General features: G+C 68.9%; 16 protein-coding genes and 2 tRNA genes. 10 read left to right on the top strand and 8 right to left on the bottom strand.

All coding sequences use genetic code 11. The annotated features are described in order from the left end of the window. Window positions 1-56: 56 nt before the first annotated feature. A tRNA-Ser gene (locus VKV26_07850) sits at window positions 57-140 on the bottom strand. 131 nt (window positions 141-271) lie between these two features. Continuing rightward, window positions 272-355, bottom strand: a tRNA-Ser gene (locus VKV26_07845). A 194-nt stretch (window positions 356-549) separates the two neighbouring features. Between VKV26_07845 and VKV26_07840 the strand changes: the two genes are divergently transcribed. Further along, window positions 550-1,491, top strand: a complete 942-nt coding sequence (locus tag VKV26_07840) for an SDR family NAD(P)-dependent oxidoreductase (protein ID HLZ69807.1) — start codon at window positions 550-552, stop codon at window positions 1,489-1,491. A 191-nt stretch (window positions 1,492-1,682) separates the two neighbouring features. Continuing rightward, window positions 1,683-2,246, top strand: coding sequence for a hypothetical protein (locus VKV26_07835; protein ID HLZ69806.1), 564 nt, complete (start codon window positions 1,683-1,685; stop codon window positions 2,244-2,246). A gap of 31 nt (window positions 2,247-2,277) precedes the next feature. On the opposite strand, the gene VKV26_07830 is transcribed toward VKV26_07835, so the two are convergent. The 3 genes from VKV26_07830 to VKV26_07820 all read right to left on the bottom strand — a co-directional run bounded on the left by VKV26_07830 (window position 2,278) and on the right by VKV26_07820 (window position 5,733). After that, complete coding sequence (locus tag VKV26_07830) at window positions 2,278-3,669, bottom strand: transglycosylase SLT domain-containing protein (GenBank protein ID HLZ69805.1); 1,392 nt, start codon at window positions 3,667-3,669, stop codon at window positions 2,278-2,280. A 244-nt stretch (window positions 3,670-3,913) separates the two neighbouring features. Beyond that, entirely contained in the window at window positions 3,914-5,005 is a 1,092-nt protein-coding gene (locus VKV26_07825; GenBank protein HLZ69804.1) for a hypothetical protein, read from the bottom strand. Continuing rightward, on the bottom strand, window positions 5,002-5,733 hold the full coding sequence (locus tag VKV26_07820) for a DedA family protein (protein HLZ69803.1): 732 nt from the start codon (window positions 5,731-5,733) through the stop codon (window positions 5,002-5,004). Before VKV26_07820 ends, VKV26_07825 begins: the two co-directional genes overlap by 4 nt. A gap of 158 nt (window positions 5,734-5,891) precedes the next feature. Between VKV26_07820 and VKV26_07815 the strand changes: the two genes are divergently transcribed. Together VKV26_07815 and VKV26_07810 are read left to right on the top strand one after the other, a co-directional pair. Next, window positions 5,892-6,635 carry a site-2 protease family protein gene (locus VKV26_07815; GenBank protein ID HLZ69802.1) on the top strand — a complete coding sequence of 248 codons (744 nt, stop codon included), beginning with the start codon at window positions 5,892-5,894 and terminating at the stop codon, window positions 6,633-6,635. Beyond that, complete coding sequence (locus tag VKV26_07810; GenBank protein HLZ69801.1) at window positions 6,622-7,140, top strand: HD domain-containing protein; 519 nt, start codon at window positions 6,622-6,624, stop codon at window positions 7,138-7,140. Before VKV26_07815 ends, VKV26_07810 begins: the two co-directional genes overlap by 14 nt. Before the next feature lie 16 nt (window positions 7,141-7,156). On the opposite strand, the gene VKV26_07805 is transcribed toward VKV26_07810, so the two are convergent. Both VKV26_07805 and VKV26_07800 read right to left on the bottom strand, forming a co-directional pair. Further along, entirely contained in the window at window positions 7,157-8,266 is a 1,110-nt protein-coding gene (locus VKV26_07805) for an AAA family ATPase (protein HLZ69800.1), read from the bottom strand. Further along, window positions 8,263-8,847: a hypothetical protein gene (locus tag VKV26_07800; protein HLZ69799.1), complete on the bottom strand. Its 585-nt coding sequence runs from the start codon at window positions 8,845-8,847 to the stop codon at window positions 8,263-8,265. The genes VKV26_07805 and VKV26_07800 overlap by 4 nt, the downstream gene beginning before the upstream one ends. Before the next feature lie 216 nt (window positions 8,848-9,063). Here VKV26_07800 and VKV26_07795 point away from each other — a divergent pair, with 216 nt between their 5' ends. The 4 genes from VKV26_07795 to VKV26_07780 all read left to right on the top strand — a co-directional run bounded on the left by VKV26_07795 (window position 9,064) and on the right by VKV26_07780 (window position 12,514). Beyond that, window positions 9,064-10,236, top strand: a complete 1,173-nt coding sequence (locus tag VKV26_07795) for an acyl-CoA dehydrogenase family protein (protein HLZ69798.1) — start codon at window positions 9,064-9,066, stop codon at window positions 10,234-10,236. Window positions 10,237-10,321: 85 nt separating this feature from the next. Continuing rightward, window positions 10,322-10,732 (top strand): four helix bundle protein, encoded by a 411-nt coding sequence (locus VKV26_07790; protein ID HLZ69797.1) that lies wholly within the window; start codon window positions 10,322-10,324, stop codon window positions 10,730-10,732. Window positions 10,733-10,814: 82 nt separating this feature from the next. Beyond that, window positions 10,815-11,972: an acyl-CoA dehydrogenase family protein gene (locus tag VKV26_07785; protein HLZ69796.1), complete on the top strand. Its 1,158-nt coding sequence runs from the start codon at window positions 10,815-10,817 to the stop codon at window positions 11,970-11,972. A 224-nt stretch (window positions 11,973-12,196) separates the two neighbouring features. Next, on the top strand, window positions 12,197-12,514 hold the full coding sequence (locus VKV26_07780; GenBank protein HLZ69795.1) for a LysM peptidoglycan-binding domain-containing protein: 318 nt from the start codon (window positions 12,197-12,199) through the stop codon (window positions 12,512-12,514). Between the two features lie 107 nt (window positions 12,515-12,621). Here VKV26_07780 and VKV26_07775 read toward each other — a convergent pair whose 3' ends face one another. Further along, entirely contained in the window at window positions 12,622-14,835 is a 2,214-nt protein-coding gene (locus tag VKV26_07775; GenBank protein ID HLZ69794.1) for a CopD family protein, read from the bottom strand. Between the two features lie 365 nt (window positions 14,836-15,200). On the opposite strand from VKV26_07775, the gene VKV26_07770 reads away from it, so the two are divergent. Both VKV26_07770 and VKV26_07765 read left to right on the top strand, forming a co-directional pair. After that, window positions 15,201-15,923, top strand: a complete 723-nt coding sequence (locus VKV26_07770; GenBank protein HLZ69793.1) for a GGDEF domain-containing protein — start codon at window positions 15,201-15,203, stop codon at window positions 15,921-15,923. A 68-nt stretch (window positions 15,924-15,991) separates the two neighbouring features. After that, window positions 15,992-16,930, top strand: coding sequence for an LLM class flavin-dependent oxidoreductase (locus tag VKV26_07765; protein HLZ69792.1), 939 nt, complete (start codon window positions 15,992-15,994; stop codon window positions 16,928-16,930). The last annotated feature ends 73 nt before the right edge of the window (window positions 16,931-17,003 follow it).

Here is a 17,003-nt window from a genome sequence, read left to right as displayed (position 1 = left end):
CGCGCCTGCAACAGCCTATTTCACTGGCAAGCCGGAATACGCCGCAATTGCTCGGGCGGAGAGGGTGGGATTCGAACCCACGAGGCTCATCGCCTACACGATTTCCAGTCGTGCCTGATCGGCCACTCCAGCACCTCTCCAGGGACGCGCCGCCGTGCGCGGCCACGCCCGGACTGCCAAAGCGGGAAGCCGGCCGGCTTCCCGCTTCACCCTGCGCCATATCTGCCGGTCCGCTGGACGGCCCCTGCATCGCCGTGCCGCCGGCCACCGGCGGAGAGGGTGGGATTCGAACCCACGAGGCTCATCACCTACCGCTTTTCGAGAGCGGCACCATCAACCACTCGGACACCTCTCCGAACTGGCCGGCAAGGCCGAGTATAGCACAGGCCACTTCCGCGACGGCCCGCACGTGGAGCCTTCGCCTCCTCCGTGCTACGCTGCGCCGTGCGCGATCGGCGCAGCCGGCTCGGCAGCTAAGGCCATCACTTCCGGCGGCCGCATGCGCCGGTGCCGCCTTCGCGAACAGTCCAGGTGGGAGAGGCGATATTCATGGCGAACAGGCTTGCGGGCAAGGTTGCCATCGTCACGGGCGGCGGGCGCGGCATCGGCCGCGCCGAGGCCTTGCTCCTGGCGGCGGAGGGCGCTGCCGTCGTGGTAAACGACATGGGCGGCAGCAGCCACGGCGAGGGCGCCTCACCGTCGCCGGCAGACGAGGTGGTCGCCGAGATCAAGGCCGCCGGCGGCCGCGCTGTGGCTAATTACGACAACGTCGCCGAGATGCGGGCCGGCGAGAACATGGTCAAGGCCGCGCTCGACGGCTTCGGCCGGCTGGATATCCTCGTCAACAACGCCGGCATCCTGCGCGACCGTATGATCTTCAACATGTCCGAGGAAGAGTGGGACGCGGTGATCGCGGTGCATCTCAAGGGGCACTTCACCGTGACCCGGGCCGCAAGCATCATCTTCCGCCAGCAGCGCTCCGGCCGCATCATCAGCACCTCCTCGGAATCGGGCCTGGGCAACATGGGTCAGGCCAACTACAGTGCGGCTAAAGAGGGCATTGTCGGCCTCACGCGTACGCTGGCGCGCGACCTCGGCCGCTACGGCGTCACGGCCAACGCGATCCGGCCGCGCGCCGCCAGCCGTCTGACGATCTCCGACGAGATGCGCGCGGCCGCCGCCCGTTCGCAGCAAACCGGAGTCTCGGCCGGCGTGCCCGACGGCGGCGGGCCCGGCAGCATCGCGGCGATGCTCCCCGAGCACGTGGCGCCGCTGGTGGCCTATCTGGCCACGGATGAAGCAGCCTACGTCAACGGGCGTAATTTTGTGGTGGGCGGAGACCTGATCAGCTTGCTCAGCGAGCCCGAGCCGATCCGCACGATCATCAATCCCAACGGCTTCTGGACACTGGACGAGCTGATGACCCACTTCAAACAGACGGTGGGCGCCGGCGTGCGCAACCAGTGGCCGCCGCAGACGCCGAAGCCGTAGCGATCGGCCCGAGCGCCTTCAAGCGAGTCCGGCCGACGCCCGGCAGGGGCGGCGTGGGAGAATTCTGCTGCCTGGTGCCAACGCGCAACCGCATCGCACCGCGATTCGTGGTACGTTTGGTCGCGTTGAACCGTTCGACGGCGAGCAATTGCGCCGGGGCAAAGCGTGACCGGGAGGTGAGGACCGTGCGGATGCAAGGCAGACTGCGGGGCATCGTGACGTTCGCGCTGGCGGCGGCGCTGCTCGGCACGTTGGCGGCAGGCGGCGTGGGGCGCGCCCAGTCCGGCATCTCGGCGCCGCTCACACCGCTTGGCGGGTCCACGGGCACCGGCACCGTCTCTCTGGGTTTCGTCGACGCCACCGCCAGCGTCTACCTGATCTACGGAAGGCCGAACGCCGCGTACGAAGTCTCGGCCTGCCAGAGCAACACGGCCCTGGGGAGCACCGCCTGCTACAACTTCGGCCAGCAGGGCTATGTCTATTCCGATGCTTCCGGCACGATCAACGGCCTGGCGATGCTGCCGAAGATCGGCGGCGTGGATGCTGTGCTGCTGCAAAATGTGCTCGACCCGACCGATGCGTTCGACGCCGTAACGGGGCCGAACGGCTCGTTTCTCGGCGCGCTCAGCCAGCCGCTGGGCGCGACGGTGCTGCCCTCCAGCGTGGCGCCGCAGGTCTGTCCACCGGGCTTTTCCGGCACGGTGCCCGTAGCGATCGCGCCGCTCGGCACGCCGGCGCTCGTGCTCTGCCCGTAACGAGGTGCGGCGTTCGCGGGCGCTCCGCGCCTCACTGGCCGATCGGCGGAAAGTATTCACCGTCGAACTGGCGCGGCGCTGGCGTGGGCGAGACAGCAGGCGGGGCTGGGGAAGGCGCTGGCGTCGGCACGGCCAGCGCCTGGCCGCTGTCCAGGTGGGCCGAGGCCTCGATCGTCGTCTTTGGCACGGGGAAGCCGATCGTGCCGTGGGGCGGCAACTGCACCGGGATCGCCTGCCACATGGGCGTGCCGCCGCTGTTGGGCGGATAGGCGATCTGACCGAAAATAATCTCCTGGTATGGGTAGTCGGAGGCGGTGAAGGCGCCGCGCGAGTTCTGCTGGTCGGGCGAGCCGTACGCCGGCCGAGGCCACTTCAGCGCCGGATCGTCGGGGTTGTTGTGCACGTTGTACTTCGCGCAGACATCGCCGAAGCAGTGATACGCCCATAGTGCGAAGTACCAGTCCTCGATGATGCGCGGATCGCGCCGGCCGTAAATCGGCAGTTGCGCCGGCGCCATATTCCACTTGCCGACCAGGATCTGGGCGCCGGCGTCGATGTTGTGCAGGTAGTCGGTGCCGATCTGTGTCTGACGCGGCGTTGGCTGACCCGAGACCTGCATGCCGGACAGCACCTGCATCAGGCCGTAGGCGCAGGTGCGTGAGGTGATTGTGCTGCCGTGCGAGCCGCGCGGCACCGAAAACGTTGCCTGCCGCCAGCCCGACTCGATCCAGGCGATCGAGCGCAGCACGCTGGGCGGGATCGAGGCCGGCACCGTCGCGGGGCCGCCGTCAAGCGCCGTGTGCAGGTCGGGCAAGCGGAACGAGGGATCGTCGGCCAACGCGTTTTGTGCCGCGCGGTTCAGCGCATCGGCGACCTCGGCCGACTGAGGCTGGTAGGACTGGAAGCCGTAGCAGCTCTGCGCCGTGGGCGCCGCCGGGTTCGGCGAGGCCGAAGTCACGGACACGAAATAGGCCTGGCCCTGGGTGAGCTGGGAGAAGTCGCTGGCGGCGGGCGCGGCCGGATCAAACAGCTCCCACTTCTGCAGGGCCGCGTTCCAGTGCCAGATCACGGAGTAGCTCGCGTCGTAGGGCGCCAGCGCATCCGCCACCGGGGCCGTGGGACCGGTCTGGGCGACGTTGTTCCAACCATTCAGCAGGCGGCGTTGCTGGTTGGGCACGACACCCGCGAGGCCGATGGTCAGGGTGGCGCCGGCGGTCATGTGTATCCAGTAGGCCGTGCCCTGGGCGAAGTCCGCAAAGTCGCTGGTGTCCGGCGACTGCGGGTTGAACGACTTCCAGGATTGGCTGAGTGCGTCGAAGGTCCAGATCGCGTCATAGTTACCGTCGATCGAGGCGAGCGCCGCGAGCACGGGTTGGGCCGGGCCGACGTAGGCGAAGTTGTTCCAGCCCGGCACCAGCACCACCTGAGCGCTCTGCGCCCGCGCTCGGGGGGACGGTACCATCGACGCTGCAAGTACGCAGGCCGCGACGAACAGGCCGATGCGCCCGCATGCATGGCGGAGTGAGAGCTTCGGCCGGCCAGTCATTTGTGCGCGGGTCGCCTCCGGAGAGATGGCGGGTCATCGCCCGATGATCGAACCACACTTTCAGAACGCGTTTATCCTATCATTCGTTTCTGTCGTTGCTCTGCTGTCCAGGCGATGCCGATTACGGGGTCCAACCGGCGATCGTCAGCGGCACGGCGCTTTGCAGCGGCAGGCGCTGCGTGCCGCGCACCACTAGCACCGTCTCCTCTCCGGGAGTGTCGGTCGAGGCGCCGCTGAAGTGTCGCACGGCCAGCAGCGCGCCGTCCCGCGACCAGGCGACCGGCACGTCGAAGCCGCTTGCGGGCACCAGCGTCTGTGCGCCAGCCGTCGCCGGCACCGGCTGTCCCGCGGCTTCCGGCACCACGCCAACCGTGGCCTCGCCGCTGCGCGGATTCCAGGCGATGCCCGTGTCTTCCTCGCCGCCGGCCGTCAGGCGAGCGAACGAGCCGTCTAGCCGGCGCACCAGGGCGCGGTAGACCGGTTTGCCGTTCTCCGTGACGAGCGCCAGCAGCGCCGCACGGCCGTCCGGCGCAAGCGTGAAATCGCGCGATGATCCGGGCGTAATCGGCGCCTCGGTCGCCGGCGAGGCGCCAGGCGTCGCCCGCGCAAAGGTGGTGCCCGAGTTCGTCACGTGCGCCAGCTCCAGCGAGCGATCATCCGCGGCGTAGCCGAACTGATACCAGCGGTCGGCCGCGCCCGACACGGCCAACGATTGGTCGCCCGCGCCACTGACGTTGACCCGGCGCAGATCAATGCTCGGCGCATTTACCTTCGCATAGCTCACCCAGCTCCCGTCGGGCGACCAGGTAAGATCGCTGCGCAGGTCGACACCGGTTGCAAGGCGTCGTGCGCTGCGCCCGGCGAGCGGCAGCAGCCACAACTCGCCCTGCGTGTCCGGATCGACGGCGCCCACCGGCAGTACCACATAGGCAAGCTGTTCGCCGCTGGGACCGACGCTCGCGGTCAGTCCCCAGCCGGGACGGTGCTGCACGCTGGCCACCGTGCGCACGGCCTGGCCGCTGCGCGGGTCGAAGAGCCGGATCTGCGAGACGTCATTCGCCTCGGCCACCGCCACGAGCAGCGGCCCGCCAGCCGTGGCCGCCGGCCGATTGGCGGTGTGGCCGCTGCAGCCAGCGGCCAGCCCGATCGCGATCAGCAGCCAGCCGAGCAAACCATCGGCGGCGAAGCGGGGCGGCAGCGGGCGGACCTTCACGGCTGGCGAGAAGGCGCCTGGTCCGCACCGTCGGGCACGCCGACCTCGCGCCGGGCACGACGGATGTGCCGCCAGACGAACCAGCCGATCGCCAGCACGATCAGCGCCGCGATCGGATAGTCGAAGGGCCGCAGCACGTCGCGCACGCGGTGGTAGTTGGCGCCGAGCAGATAGCCCGCCCAGGCGAGCGCCAGGGACCAGAGGAACGATCCGGCAAACGTGAACAGCACAAACGCATCGAAGCGCATGCGCGCAATGCCCGCGGGGAAGCTGATGAACGTACGCACCACCGGCAGCACGCGCGAGACGAACACCGCCGGGCCGCCACGGCGAGCGAAGAACTCGTCGGCGCGGTCGAGATCGTGGCCGGAGATCAGCACGTAGCGGCCCCAGCGCAGCAGCAGCGGCCGCCCGCCGTAGTCGCCGATCCAGTAGGCGACGATCGAGCCGATCGTGTTGCCGAGGCCGCCGAGCAGACCGGCGATCAGCACGAACCACAGCCCGTGGCCCCGGTCCTGCACCAGGAACCAGCCGGCGAGCGGCATGATCACTTCGCTGGGCACGGGGATGCCGGCGCTCTCGACGGCCATGAGCAGCACCACGCCGGGCCAGCCGATGGCGCTGTAGACGTTGCGCACGAAGTCGAGGATCGACTGCTCGAGGTGCTGGCTCAGGCGCGGCTCCCCCTCGCGCGAACGCGAGCCCGGCGCTGCGGGCGCCGCGTTCACCTTAGCAACCGCCGTTTTGGCGGGTCAACGCGCCGCGCGGCGTCTTCCCGCGCCGGGCAGGCGGCGAGCGAGCCAATGCTTGTGACAGAGGGCACGAAAGCGCCGGCCCGGCGCCGCGCCGATGCTACACTGAGGACAGACACGCTCGCGGTGGATACATGATCAACGCTTTCAGTACCTACGGCAGCAGCGGCCGGCTGCTGATCGTCGCCCTGATCGGGATCGGCATCGCCTGGATTGTGGGCATCGCCGGACACGAGTTCAGCCATGCGCTGGCGGCCTACGCCCAGGGCGACAACACGGCCGAGCGCCAGGGGCGGCTCACGCTGAACCCGATCGCCCACATGGACCCGATCGGCACGACGCTGTTTCTGATCTCCGGCTTCTTCGGCTGGGGCAAGCCCACGCCGTTCAACCCGTTCAAGCTGCGCTGGGGACCGCGTGTCGGCGCCGCCGTGGTGGCCGCAGCCGGCCCGATCTCGAACTTCATCATGGCCGCCGTGTTCGCGCTGCCGTTGCTGCTCAACTGGGTGCGGCCCTTCGCCGTCGTCTTCCGCGGCGGCGAGAAGGTCTACACGATCGATCCACGCTTTATCGGCTTCTGGACAACCGGCAACTACGTCGCCACGGTGCTGTTCTTCGTCGTGATCTTCAACGTCAGCCTGGGGCTGTTCAACCTGCTGCCGATCTTCCCGCTCGACGGCGAGAAGGTGGCGATCGGCCTGCTGCCCGCCGAGCTTGGCGATCGCCTGCGCAAGCTGGAGCCGTACGGCATCGGCATCCTGATGCTGATCCTGATCATCCCGGTGGTCAGTCCTCAGCTCGACCTCCTCAACCGGACGATCAGACCGCTGCTGGGGCACATCACGCGTGCCCTGGTCGGCTTCGATGTCGGCTTCTGAGCAGGCGACGGTAGCCGCGGCCCGCTACCGGATGCAGCAGTTTATCCGGGCGCTCGGCGCGCGTCCGGGGCATGCCGACCTCGCGCAGGCGCGGTCGTTGCTCAGCGAGCCGCACTGGCGCCTCTTCCGGCAGATGGCTCCGCGCGACCAGCAGCACGCGATCGAGACCTTGCGCCTGATCGGCATGGAGGGAGCGCCCAGCCCCGACCTGGCGCTGGCCGCCCTGCTGCACGACGCCGGCAAGGGCTACGTGCGCCTGCACGAACGCGTGTTGTTCGTGCTGCTGGCGCTCTGGCCGCGTCTGCTGTGGCGCCTGTCTGCCGAGCATGGACCGCACTGGCGCGCCGCGTTGTGGCGCTCCGCCCGCCACGCGGAGACCGGCGCGCGGCTGGCGGCCGAAACCGGTGCGAGCGCCCGCGTGGCGGACCTGATTCGCCGCCATCACACGCGCGCAGCCGACGATCGTGAGCTGCGGGCGCTGATCGAGGCGGATGCACGCGCCTGAGGCGCGGCCGCACGGCTCAGGGTTGCACGCTCCGTAACACGCGGCGCAGGCGCGGCATCAGCCGATCGAACAGGACCGCGGGCTCGGCCCCGGCGTCGACACGCAGCAGGCGGGCGTCGCACTCATCGCCCCGCGGCGGGCGGGCGCCCTTGCGTTGCAGGTCGCGGATGCGCGCGTCTGCTTCGGAGACGGCCCAGCCGTGCCCGGCGCGGCGGCGCAGCCGCGCGGCCGCCTCCGCTTGCGAAAGCTCGCACCAAACGATCGCTGCCGATGCGCCGACTTCCCTGGCGATCAGGAGCGGCAGCTCGCGGCGCGCCGGTGTGAGATACGTCGCGTCCAGCACCACGGGCAATCCCTCCCGTAGCTGCTCCGCCGCCGCCTGCGCGAGCCGGCGGTAGACACGGTCGGTCATGCGTGTGCTGTAGACCTGCTGACTGCGTTCTGCCGGCGTGCGCGCGCGCGGCTCGATGCCGGCCAGGTGCTTGCGCACGCGATCCGAGCTGACGATCGCGGCGCCGAGCGTGGCGGCTACTCCCGTGCCCACGAACGACTTGCCGGAGCCGGAGAGGCCGCCGCAGAGCACAAGGCCGGGCCCCGCTGCCGCCTCCGCCTCACGCCGCGCGATTTGCCAGTAGGCCGAGGGAGTGAGTGCGCTATGGCCGTCGACATCGTGAGCCAGCCGCGCACGAATCAGCGCTGCCTGGCAGACGAAGAAGGGCAGCACCGCGGTCGGTTGTGGCTCGCCCGCCATCTCCAGCGTGAGCGACGAGAGCGCGGCGGCCGCGCCGCTCTGGCCGGCGGCACGCAGCTCGACAGTCGCGGCCGCCAGTGTGCGGGCAACGGCCGCGGCCGGGGCGGGCAGCTTGAGCACGTCGCCCCGCGCCAGGTAGTTCAGGCCGAAGGCGGCGATGGCAGCTGCCTGCTCGGGCCGAGCCCCAATCGCCAGCCGCGCCGCGGCGAAGGCGCCCTGCCACTCCTGCGCGACGGGCTCGGACGGGCCGCTCCGACCGATTTCGGCGGCGTGGCGCAGCAGCTCACCGGCCGCGTTGACCAGCGCCGTGTACGTCGGCGGGGAAGTCTCAGGCGAAGCCGGCGCCACCGTGCCGTTCGTCGAGCCTGGGTTCACTCGTCCGAATCCGCTGGCAGTTCGAAGACGAGGTACTCCTCGTCGCCGGCGGGATCGTCGGGCACGAAGGCGCCCAGCAGGTAGGCGATCCCACCGGCGGCGCGCGCGGCAAGCGTCAGGTAGCCACCCTCTTCGAAGTGCAAAAACACCTGCATGCCCTCTTCGTACCAGCCGATGTGCGCCAGCGTGCGCCCCGCGGCGCCGTGCCACAGCGCCGCATCGACCGGCGTGCCGGCCGGCGGCGGCCCGCTCTCGCCTTCCAGATCGTCGAAGATCCAGCGTTCTTCGTACGACGGCGCCGGCGGCCGCAGGCTGTCGAGCAGAATCGCACCCTCTTCGTCCAGGCGCGCGGCGTAGACCAGGTAGCGGCCGTCGTCCAGTGAGAGATAGACCGTGGCAAACGGCTCCTCTACATCGACGCGGACAATGCGGTGGCCCTCGGCGAGTTGCGGCTCGTCGTCGCGCTCTTCTCCGGCATCGGCTGTATCGGCCAGCACGCCTACCAGGTCGGCCGGCACGATGCCGTACCGCGACATGGCGTTGCGCAAGGTCAGCGGCGCGGCGTCCGGCGAACTGGGCATACCCGCTCTATTTCTCATGGTATCTCATCGTACCAATCACCCTTCAGCGTAGCACGGAGCAGGCGACAGCCCGCGGCGGCCGAGATCGAACGAAATTCGCACTTTCACCCGATGGAATCGTGCGCCGGCCCGATCGGCGTGGGTATACTTTATGCAGTTTCATTGCGAGTTCAAGCGAGCGCGTTCGGCGGGCTCGACAGAGGGAGGCAGCGCCCCGTGGATTTCAAGGACAGCACCGACGAGGCGGCTTTCCGCCAGGAGGTGCGGCAGTTCATCAAGGACAATCTGCCGGAAAGCACGCAGCGGGTGACGGACCCGTTCGCGCCCGGCGGCGGCGTGCGCGAGTGGATGAAGCGGCTGGCCGCCAACAGGTGGATCGCGCCTGCCTGGCCGAAGGAATACGGCGGCGCCGGCATGACCGTGATGGAGCAGTTCATCTTCAACGAGGAGATCGCCGAAGCGCGCGCGCCGCGGCCGTTCGGCATCGCCGTTGGCTTCGCTGGACCGACGCTGATCGTACACGGCACCGAGCAGCAGAAGCAGAAGTACCTGCCCGAGATCCTCTCGGGCGAGGTCGTCTGGTGCCAGGGCTACTCGGAGCCCGGCGCTGGCTCGGATCTTGCGTCGCTGCAGACGCGCGCGGTGCGCGACGGCGATGACTATGTCGTCAACGGCCAGAAGATCTGGACCAGCGGCGCCCACGTCTCGAAGTGGATGATCCTGCTGACGCGCACCGATCCCGACGCGCCCAAGCACCGTGGCATCACCTACTTCATCGTCGATATGAAGGCGCCGGGCGTACAGGTGCGGCCGCTGGTCAACATGGCCGGCAGCCACGAGTTCAACGAGGTCTTCTTCGACAACGTGCGTGTGCCGCGCGAGAACATGATCGGCGATGAGAACCGCGGCTGGTACCTGGCCCAGACCACGCTTTCCTTCGAGCGATCGAACATCGGCTCGGCGATCGGCCAGAAGCAGACGGTTGAAGACCTGGTGAAGTACGCGATCGAGCATAAGGGCGGCACCAGCACACTGGGCCGCAACAACGCGGTGAGCACAGAGCTCTGCGAGCGGCTGATCGAGTGCGAAGTCGCCCGCAACCTCTCGTACAAGATCGTCTCCTTGCAGGCGAAGGAAGGCGTGCCGCCCGGCCACGAGGCTTCGGTCGCCAAGCTCTTCTCGACCGAGTTGAACCAGCGCATCTACCGCACGGCGGCGAAGATGCTCGGCCTCTACAGCCAGCTCGACTCGAAGTCGGCACACGCGGCGATGCGCGGACGCGTGAAGTACATGTACCTGCGCTCCGTCGCCAACACGATCGAAGGCGGCACCAGCGAGATTCAACGCAACATCATCGCCACGCGCGGCCTGGGCTTGCCGCGGGATTAGGGTTAAGGGTTTGGGGTCTAGGGTTTAGGGTTGGGGTAGAAGGGATACGGTGGTGGGCTATGGGCCGTGAACAAAGGGAGCCGAGATGCCTGTCGATGACCCCGCCGATCATCGGGTGCCGCTGATCAAAAGCTACCAGGATCTTCAGGTGTGGCAAAAGCGTATGGACCTGGCGGCGGCGGTACATCGTCTCGCTCGTGAATTGCCGCCGGAAGAGACGTATAGACTCCGTGCTCAACTTACGCGTGCGATTGCCTCGGTGCCCGCGAATGTTGCGGAGGGCCACTCACGTGCAGGCAAACGAGAGTTCGCGCATCAAGTCTCGATCGCCCGAGGCTCACTCTCTGAGGCAGAAACGTTTGTCTTGCTGGGCCTGCGGCTCGGCTACTTCACCCAGGCGCAATCCGACTTGATCCTGAACCAGTCCGCCGAGGTTGGCAGGATGCTCACCGCCCTTCACCTCCGCCTCGCGCCGATCAGCACGCCGGCTCGATAGGTTCGCCGCCTCGCAGCCGTTGGTGTGCCGATCTAGACCCTAAACCCTACACCCTGGACCCTAGCGTGAAGGGAGCGTCCCGATGGACTTCACTTTCACCGACAAGGAAGAGGCGCTGCGTGCCGAGTTGCGCGCCTGGCTGCCGCAGGCGCTGGGGCCGGACTGGACGGGCGAGGCAAGCGACATCTCCACCGAGCACTTCGATCGGCAGCGCGCCTTTAACAAGCAACTCGCACAGAAGGGCTGGATTGCGCCGGCCTGGCCGAAGGCGTACGGCGGTCTCGGCGCCAGCCACATCGAGCAGATGATCTTCTCCGACGAGCTGGCCTATCACCGGGCGCCCAACGGCCAGCGCGTCTTCGGCGTCGGCATGATCGGCCCGACGCTGATCGTGCACGGCAGCGAGGAGCAGAAGCGCGAACACCTGCGCGGCATCACCAGCGGCGAGGTCTGCTGGTGCCAGGGCTACTCGGAGCCCGGCGCCGGCTCGGATCTCGCCGCCTTGCAGACGCGCGCCGTGCGCGACGGCGATGACTATGTCGTCAACGGCCAGAAGATCTGGACCAGCGGCGCCCACGTCTCCGACTGGATCTTTCTGGTCGCCCGCACCGATCCGGAGGCGCCCAAGCATAAGGGCATCAGCTTCCTGCTGGCCGACATGAAGACGCCCGGCATCACCGTGCGCCCACTGATCAATCTGCCCGGCAAGCACGAGTTCAACGAGGTCTACTTCGAGGACGTGCGCATTCCGCGCCGCAACCTGGTCGGCGAGGAGAACAACGGCTGGTACGTGGCGATGACGCTGCTCGACTTCGAGCGCTCGTCGGTCGGCGTTTCCGCCTCGGGCCGGCGCACGATCGAGGACCTGACCGCGTTCGCGCGGGCGCAGGGGGTCGTCGAAGCGATCACGCGCCACAGGCTGGCCGAACTGGTGATCGAAATCGAGGTCGCGCGCCTGATGAGCTACCGTGTTGCCTGGATGCAGCAGAGCGGGCTGCATCCCAGCTACGAGGCGAGCATGGTCAAGGTCTACGCGACGGAGATGATGCAGCGCCTCTACAATGTCGCCCTGAACCTGCTGCGCGGCTATGGCCAGCTCGCACCCGAGTCGAAATGGGCGCCGCTGCTGGGCCGCGTCGAGCAGGGCTACCTCTGGAACGTGGCGCCGACGATCTACAGCGGTTCCAACGAGATCCAGCGCAACATCATCGCCACGCGCGGCCTCGGCCTGCCGCGCTGAGCGAACCGGCCTCGCCATCGGTTCGGTTACCCAGCGGCGATCGCGGCCGGCGTGTCAGGTGGCGATAGCCGACTGCTGCATCCGTTCAGGTATGAATCGCGGTCACAACCGACGCCATGAACTGCCGTTGTTCGCGCCCAAGAAAGCGCGCACACGCTTGACTTCGGCCTGTATGATGATCTTCGCAACACAAGCGCAATGACAACGCGAGAAGGAGCGACATCGTGGCGGATGGTGTGCAGGGCCAACTTGTCATGTCCAGCGACGGCAAAGTCTACGAGCTGACGGAGACGCAGCTCAGCGGGCACGAGGTCAGCCAGAGCCGGCTGCAAGAGCTGGTGAACTGGGCCAGGTCGCAGAGCGCCTCCAGCGAGGAGGTCTCCGGTTACTACTACGTGAAGCCGGGCGACACGCTGTGGGGTTTGGCGCAGCGCTATTACGGCGACGGCAACCTCTGGCCGCTGCTGTGGCTGGCCAATGCAGGCACGAACCCCAACCCGAACCTGATCTACGCCGGCCAGTACCTGAACATCCCCACGTAGTCGCGAACGGTCACCTCTCGTGCACGACGGGTCCGGCTTCCCGCGGGAAGCCGGACCCGTTCGGCGTTCAGGCGTTCGGCAGCGCGAGCGGTACCTTCCGTCGCGGCTCAGTTGGTGGACAGCGTGCGCAGGTAGTTCACCAGGTCCCAGCGCTGCCGCTTGTCGAGCTGGCTTTTCCACGCCGGCATTGCGGTGCCGGCGATGCCGTTGCTGATCCAATCGAAGAGCTGGTAATCCGGATGCAGGCCCGCGTGCACAGTCAGGTCGAAAGGCTTCGGGTTCAGCGACGCCGCCTGGGGCCCGTCGCCGTGGCCGCTGACGCCGTGACAGACGGCGCAGTTTGCGGCATAGAGCGCGGCGCCCGAACGCAGCGAGCGCTCGTCGCCCGGGACCGGGTTGGTCAAAACCGGCGCCGTGCCGGTTGTGCCGTGGCTATGCACCGCGAAGAAGAGCATCGCGCCGCCCACGAACGACAGCGCGGCGAGCGACGTACCCGCCAGGCCGATTCCCCTGCCGTACCGTGCCAGCGAGCGCCGCGCGCGGTAAAGCACGACACCAGCAAACACGAGAACGAAGCCGAGTGCCTGGTCGGCGCTGATGCCGCGGCCGGGAAAGGTCCAGAGATCGCGGTTGCCGGCCGGCGACGCGAGCGCGAGGCCCGCAACGTTCGGCACTTCCACCGTGAAGGCGCCGTTCACGTCGTCGTGGCCGCCGCGCCGCACGTTCACGGTAATTTGCCAGCGGCCGAACGTGCTCAGGTTCGCGACGGACGCCGAGTACACACCGCCGCCCTGCGCTTGCGCGTAGGCAGACGAAGGTCCAAGCTGCGTGTCGGGCGGCTGGAAGCGAAACTGCACCCGGCTGATGCCGGCCACATCCGGGCCGGTCAACTGTACCCGCAACGCGTTCTCTCCCGGGCGGTTCGGCGATACGGACAGCGCCGCGGTGAGGTCACCCGCGGGCGCAGTGTTGCGGTAGACCGAGCTGGCGCTCGCTCCGGGCTGGAGCCGCGCGAGCTTACCCGCCGCAGCGTCGCGCGCGGGCACCAGCCAAACCAGGGCAGCGGTGACGCAGACGACCGCCACGCCGAGCGCGGCTTCCAGCGCCGCGGTCCGGCGCAATGTCCGGGCGGCAGCGCCGGATTTGCCGCCGCCGAGCGTTTGGCGCAGGCGCGGCGCCAGCCAGGCGGCGTTCACGAGCGCCACGGCAAAAAGCAGCGCCGCCAGCACCAACTTGATGATCAACGTGTTGCCGTAGCTCGTGCTACCGAGGTTGCGCGGTGAGGCGACCTCGACCGTGGCGTTGAACAGGCCGGTGAGAATCAGCGCGCCGACGCTGAGCGCGGCCAGCGAAGAGAAGCGATCGAGCGCCGCCGCCATGAACGCTCGCGTTGCCGGAGCGGAGTTGCGCCGCAGGTCGTGCAGCAGCCAGGGAAGCTGCACGAGCGAGCCGATCCACAGCGAGGCCGCCAGCAGATGCACGAAGTCGGCCGGCGCCGCCCAACCGGCGCCGTCACGCGCCGCGCCGTGGCTGGCCAGTGACATCGTCAGCTGCGCCGCCAGCGCCGGCAGCCAGACAAGCCACCAGCGCAGGCGAGGGCGCGGTACGGAGCGAGGACGAAGGAGCAATGATCGCGCGACGAGCAGAACAACCAGCGCCGCGACGATGCGCAACAGCGCCAGCCAGCCCACACGCGACTGCACCGCGTCCCCGAACCGCGCCAGGCCGCCGAGCTGGGTGGCCTGGCGCAGCAGCGCCGCCGCGCTCGCCAGCGCCACCAGCGCGCCGCTCCAGAGGCTGAGGCGGGCCGCCCGGCGCAGGGCAGGCGCTTCAGCGCCCTCTCCGGGCCGATCGCTGCCTGCCGCATCGTTCGCCGCCGGCAGGAGCGCAAACAGCGCCAGCGCGCCCCCGCCCGTCATTCCCATCAATGCCAGCAGCAGCAGGGCGCGCAGGGCGCTATCGAACGGCGGCGGCCCCGGATCGAGCGCAGGCGCGCTCAAAGCAGCGATGGCGCCGCTCGGTGTGCTGCCATCGGGGTTCAGCAGCACGAAGGGGAACGAGCCTTGCAGCCGGTGCCCGTCGACGGCGGAGACGGTGGTCCAGGCGACGACGAAGAAGCCCGGCTGCAGCGCCGGCAGCGAGAGGTCCATCTCGCTTGGATCGCTCGCAAAGCCGGCGCCGCCGGCCACCGGCGCACCGGTGTTGCCCAGCAGGCGAATGCTGCTGCCGTGGCGGTCGAGCGCCTCGCTGAAGAAGAGCTGAACCGACGTCGGTGCGCTTTGCAGGTGGGCGTTCTGCGCGGGCGACGAGCGCAGGAGCACGGCGTGCGCGTTTGCCCTGCCCGCGCCCGCGGCACTCGACGCGAGCAGCACAAGCGATAGAAGTAGCGCGGCGCCGCGCGCGCCGGCGCTCAGGCGGACCCGCGGGCATGGCCTCACCTGCTCATTGGCGCGCAAGCCAGCGGCGCGGAGCAACCGTAAGCGTTCCGTGCCGGCCGACGGCTCAGCCGGCCGTGGTGTCGGCACACGCCGATCGCCTGTGCAGACGGCGTCCGCGCTGGAATCGTCCCAAGCGCGTCATGCGGAAGAGCGCGCGGCGGGTGTACACTACGTCAAGAAGCCTAGCTGGCTTCGTGGAGCCCCGCCGTGCGCTCCGATCCCAGCTCGATCCCAGCCCGGTGAATCGCATGGCTCGCGTCTTCAGGCTTCGGCTGCTCATCCTGGCCGGCGGCGCCTGCGCCGGCCTGGCGATCGCCGCGGCAACGTTTGCCGCCGAGACGTTTGTTGGTATGAGTGCGGCGGTGGCCACGCTGCTGGTCGCGGCGCTTGCCACCTTCGCTGCCGGCGGCTGGCTGGCCGCCCTGCGCGCCCACGGCCGCATGCGGGAGGCCGAGCGCGACCTTACCCGTGCACGCGACGCCGCAACGGCCGCTGCCCTGCGCGATCCGCTCACCGGCCTCGGCAACTACCGGCTGTTCGAGGCGCTGCTGCGCTTCTGTGTCGCGCGTACGCAGCGCTACGGCCATCCCCTCTCCGTGCTGCTCATCGAAGTGAACGTGGCGGGCGAGACGCACGGCGGCGACCGCGTCGCGGCGCAGGAGCGTCTGCTGCGCTTCATCGGCGCCGTGCTCAGCGCCAACCTGCGCGACGCCGACTTCACCGCCCGGCTGAGCGAGACGATGTTCGGCGTCATCCTCTCCGACACGGAAGTCGAGAACGCACAGCATGTGCGCGAGCGCCTGCGTGCCGTCGCGCTGAGTCACTGGCCCGCGGGCGACACGAGCTGGGTTCTGGCGGGCGGCGTCGCGGGCTACACCCCGGACTGCGGCCGGGTCGAAGACCTGCTGGCCGAGGCCAACCGTCGCCTGGCGCTGGAACGCCGTCGCACCCGTGCCGACTCCGAGCCCTGAACGGGTACAATCACGCCACGGTGGTCTCAGTTCAGATCACGGGCGCGACGGCGCCAGCGGGAGGATCCATGAGCGTGCGCGTAGGCCTTGCAGTCGGCGGCTGGCCGTTCGGTGAGGCCGAGAGCAGCCGCTTCTGGGAGTTCATCGATCGCGCCGAGGCGCTCGGCTTTGATTCGCTCTGGTTGAGCGACCGGCTCGTCTCGACGGCGCCGATCCTGGAGCCGATCACCGGCCTGGCGGCCGTGGCGGGCCGCACGCGCAACATGAAGTTCGGCATGAGCGTGGTGGTGCTGCCGTTGCGCAACCCCGTGGTCCTGGCCAAAGAGATCGCCACGATCGACTTCCTCTCCAACGGCCGTATGCTGCCGGCCTTCGGCATCGGCACGGAGGACGTGCGCGAGTACGAAGCGGCCGGCGTCGCCAGGGAGGAGCGCGCCGGCCGCACCGACGAGGCCGTGGGGCTGATGCGCCGCCTCTGGAGCGAAGAGCACGTCACGCACCACGGCCGTTACTACCACGCCAGCGACGTAACGATCACGCCGCGGCCGGTGCAGAAGTCGCTGCCGATCTGGTTCGGCGGGCGCAGCGAGGCCGCCTTCCGCCGCGTCGGCCGCAGCGGCGACGGCTGGCTCGCCTCGTTCATCACCACCGACGAATTCGCCGAGGGCGCCGCGGCAATTCGCCGCCAGGCCGCCGCCGCCAATCGCGCAATCGACGAGGACCACTACGGCGTACTCCTATCCACCTGCGTGGCCCGCAGCCGTGAAGCAGCGAACGAGCTGGCCGCGCCGTTCCTACGCCGCGTCCGCCCCGACGCATCGGCAGAACAGGTCAGCGCCTTCGGCACGCCAGAGGACTGTGCCCGCCGCATTGCCGCCTACCTGGAGGCCGGCGCGAGCAAGTTCGTGCTGCGCCCCGTCTGCCCGCCCGAACATCTCCTCGATCAACTTGAGCGTTTAGCACGCGAAGTCGCGCCGCGCTTCGACCGCACGATGGCAGCCGCCTGAGCCGATCTTGCAAGACCATTGCCAGAACGAGTAGTGAAACCGTCGCTAAGCGATTGAATAACAACGCCTTTGC

Source organism: Dehalococcoidia bacterium (assembly GCA_035310145.1).
Taxonomy (GTDB): Bacteria; Chloroflexota; Dehalococcoidia; order CAUJGQ01; family CAUJGQ01; genus CALFMN01.
Note: the sequence above shows the minus strand (reverse complement) of the source record. Positions and strands in the feature narration are given on the sequence as shown.

Bases quoted from the DNA above. Each gene is read 5' to 3' on its own strand.
- VKV26_07840 (HLZ69807.1), top strand. From the start codon at position 550: ATGGCGAACAGGCTTGCGGGCAAGGTTGCCATCGTCACGGGCGGCGGG.
- VKV26_07835 (HLZ69806.1), top strand. From the start codon at position 1,683: ATGCAAGGCAGACTGCGGGGCATCGTGACGTTCGCGCTGGCGGCGGCG.
- VKV26_07815 (HLZ69802.1), top strand. From the start codon at position 5,892: ATGATCAACGCTTTCAGTACCTACGGCAGCAGCGGCCGGCTGCTGATC.
- VKV26_07810 (HLZ69801.1), top strand. From the start codon at position 6,622: ATGTCGGCTTCTGAGCAGGCGACGGTAGCCGCGGCCCGCTACCGGATG.
- VKV26_07800 (HLZ69799.1), bottom strand. From the start codon at position 8,847: ATGCCCAGTTCGCCGGACGCCGCGCCGCTGACCTTGCGCAACGCCATG.
- VKV26_07790 (HLZ69797.1), top strand. From the start codon at position 10,322: ATGCCTGTCGATGACCCCGCCGATCATCGGGTGCCGCTGATCAAAAGC.
- VKV26_07785 (HLZ69796.1), top strand. From the start codon at position 10,815: ATGGACTTCACTTTCACCGACAAGGAAGAGGCGCTGCGTGCCGAGTTG.
- VKV26_07770 (HLZ69793.1), top strand. From the start codon at position 15,201: ATGGCTCGCGTCTTCAGGCTTCGGCTGCTCATCCTGGCCGGCGGCGCC.
- VKV26_07765 (HLZ69792.1), top strand. From the start codon at position 15,992: ATGAGCGTGCGCGTAGGCCTTGCAGTCGGCGGCTGGCCGTTCGGTGAG.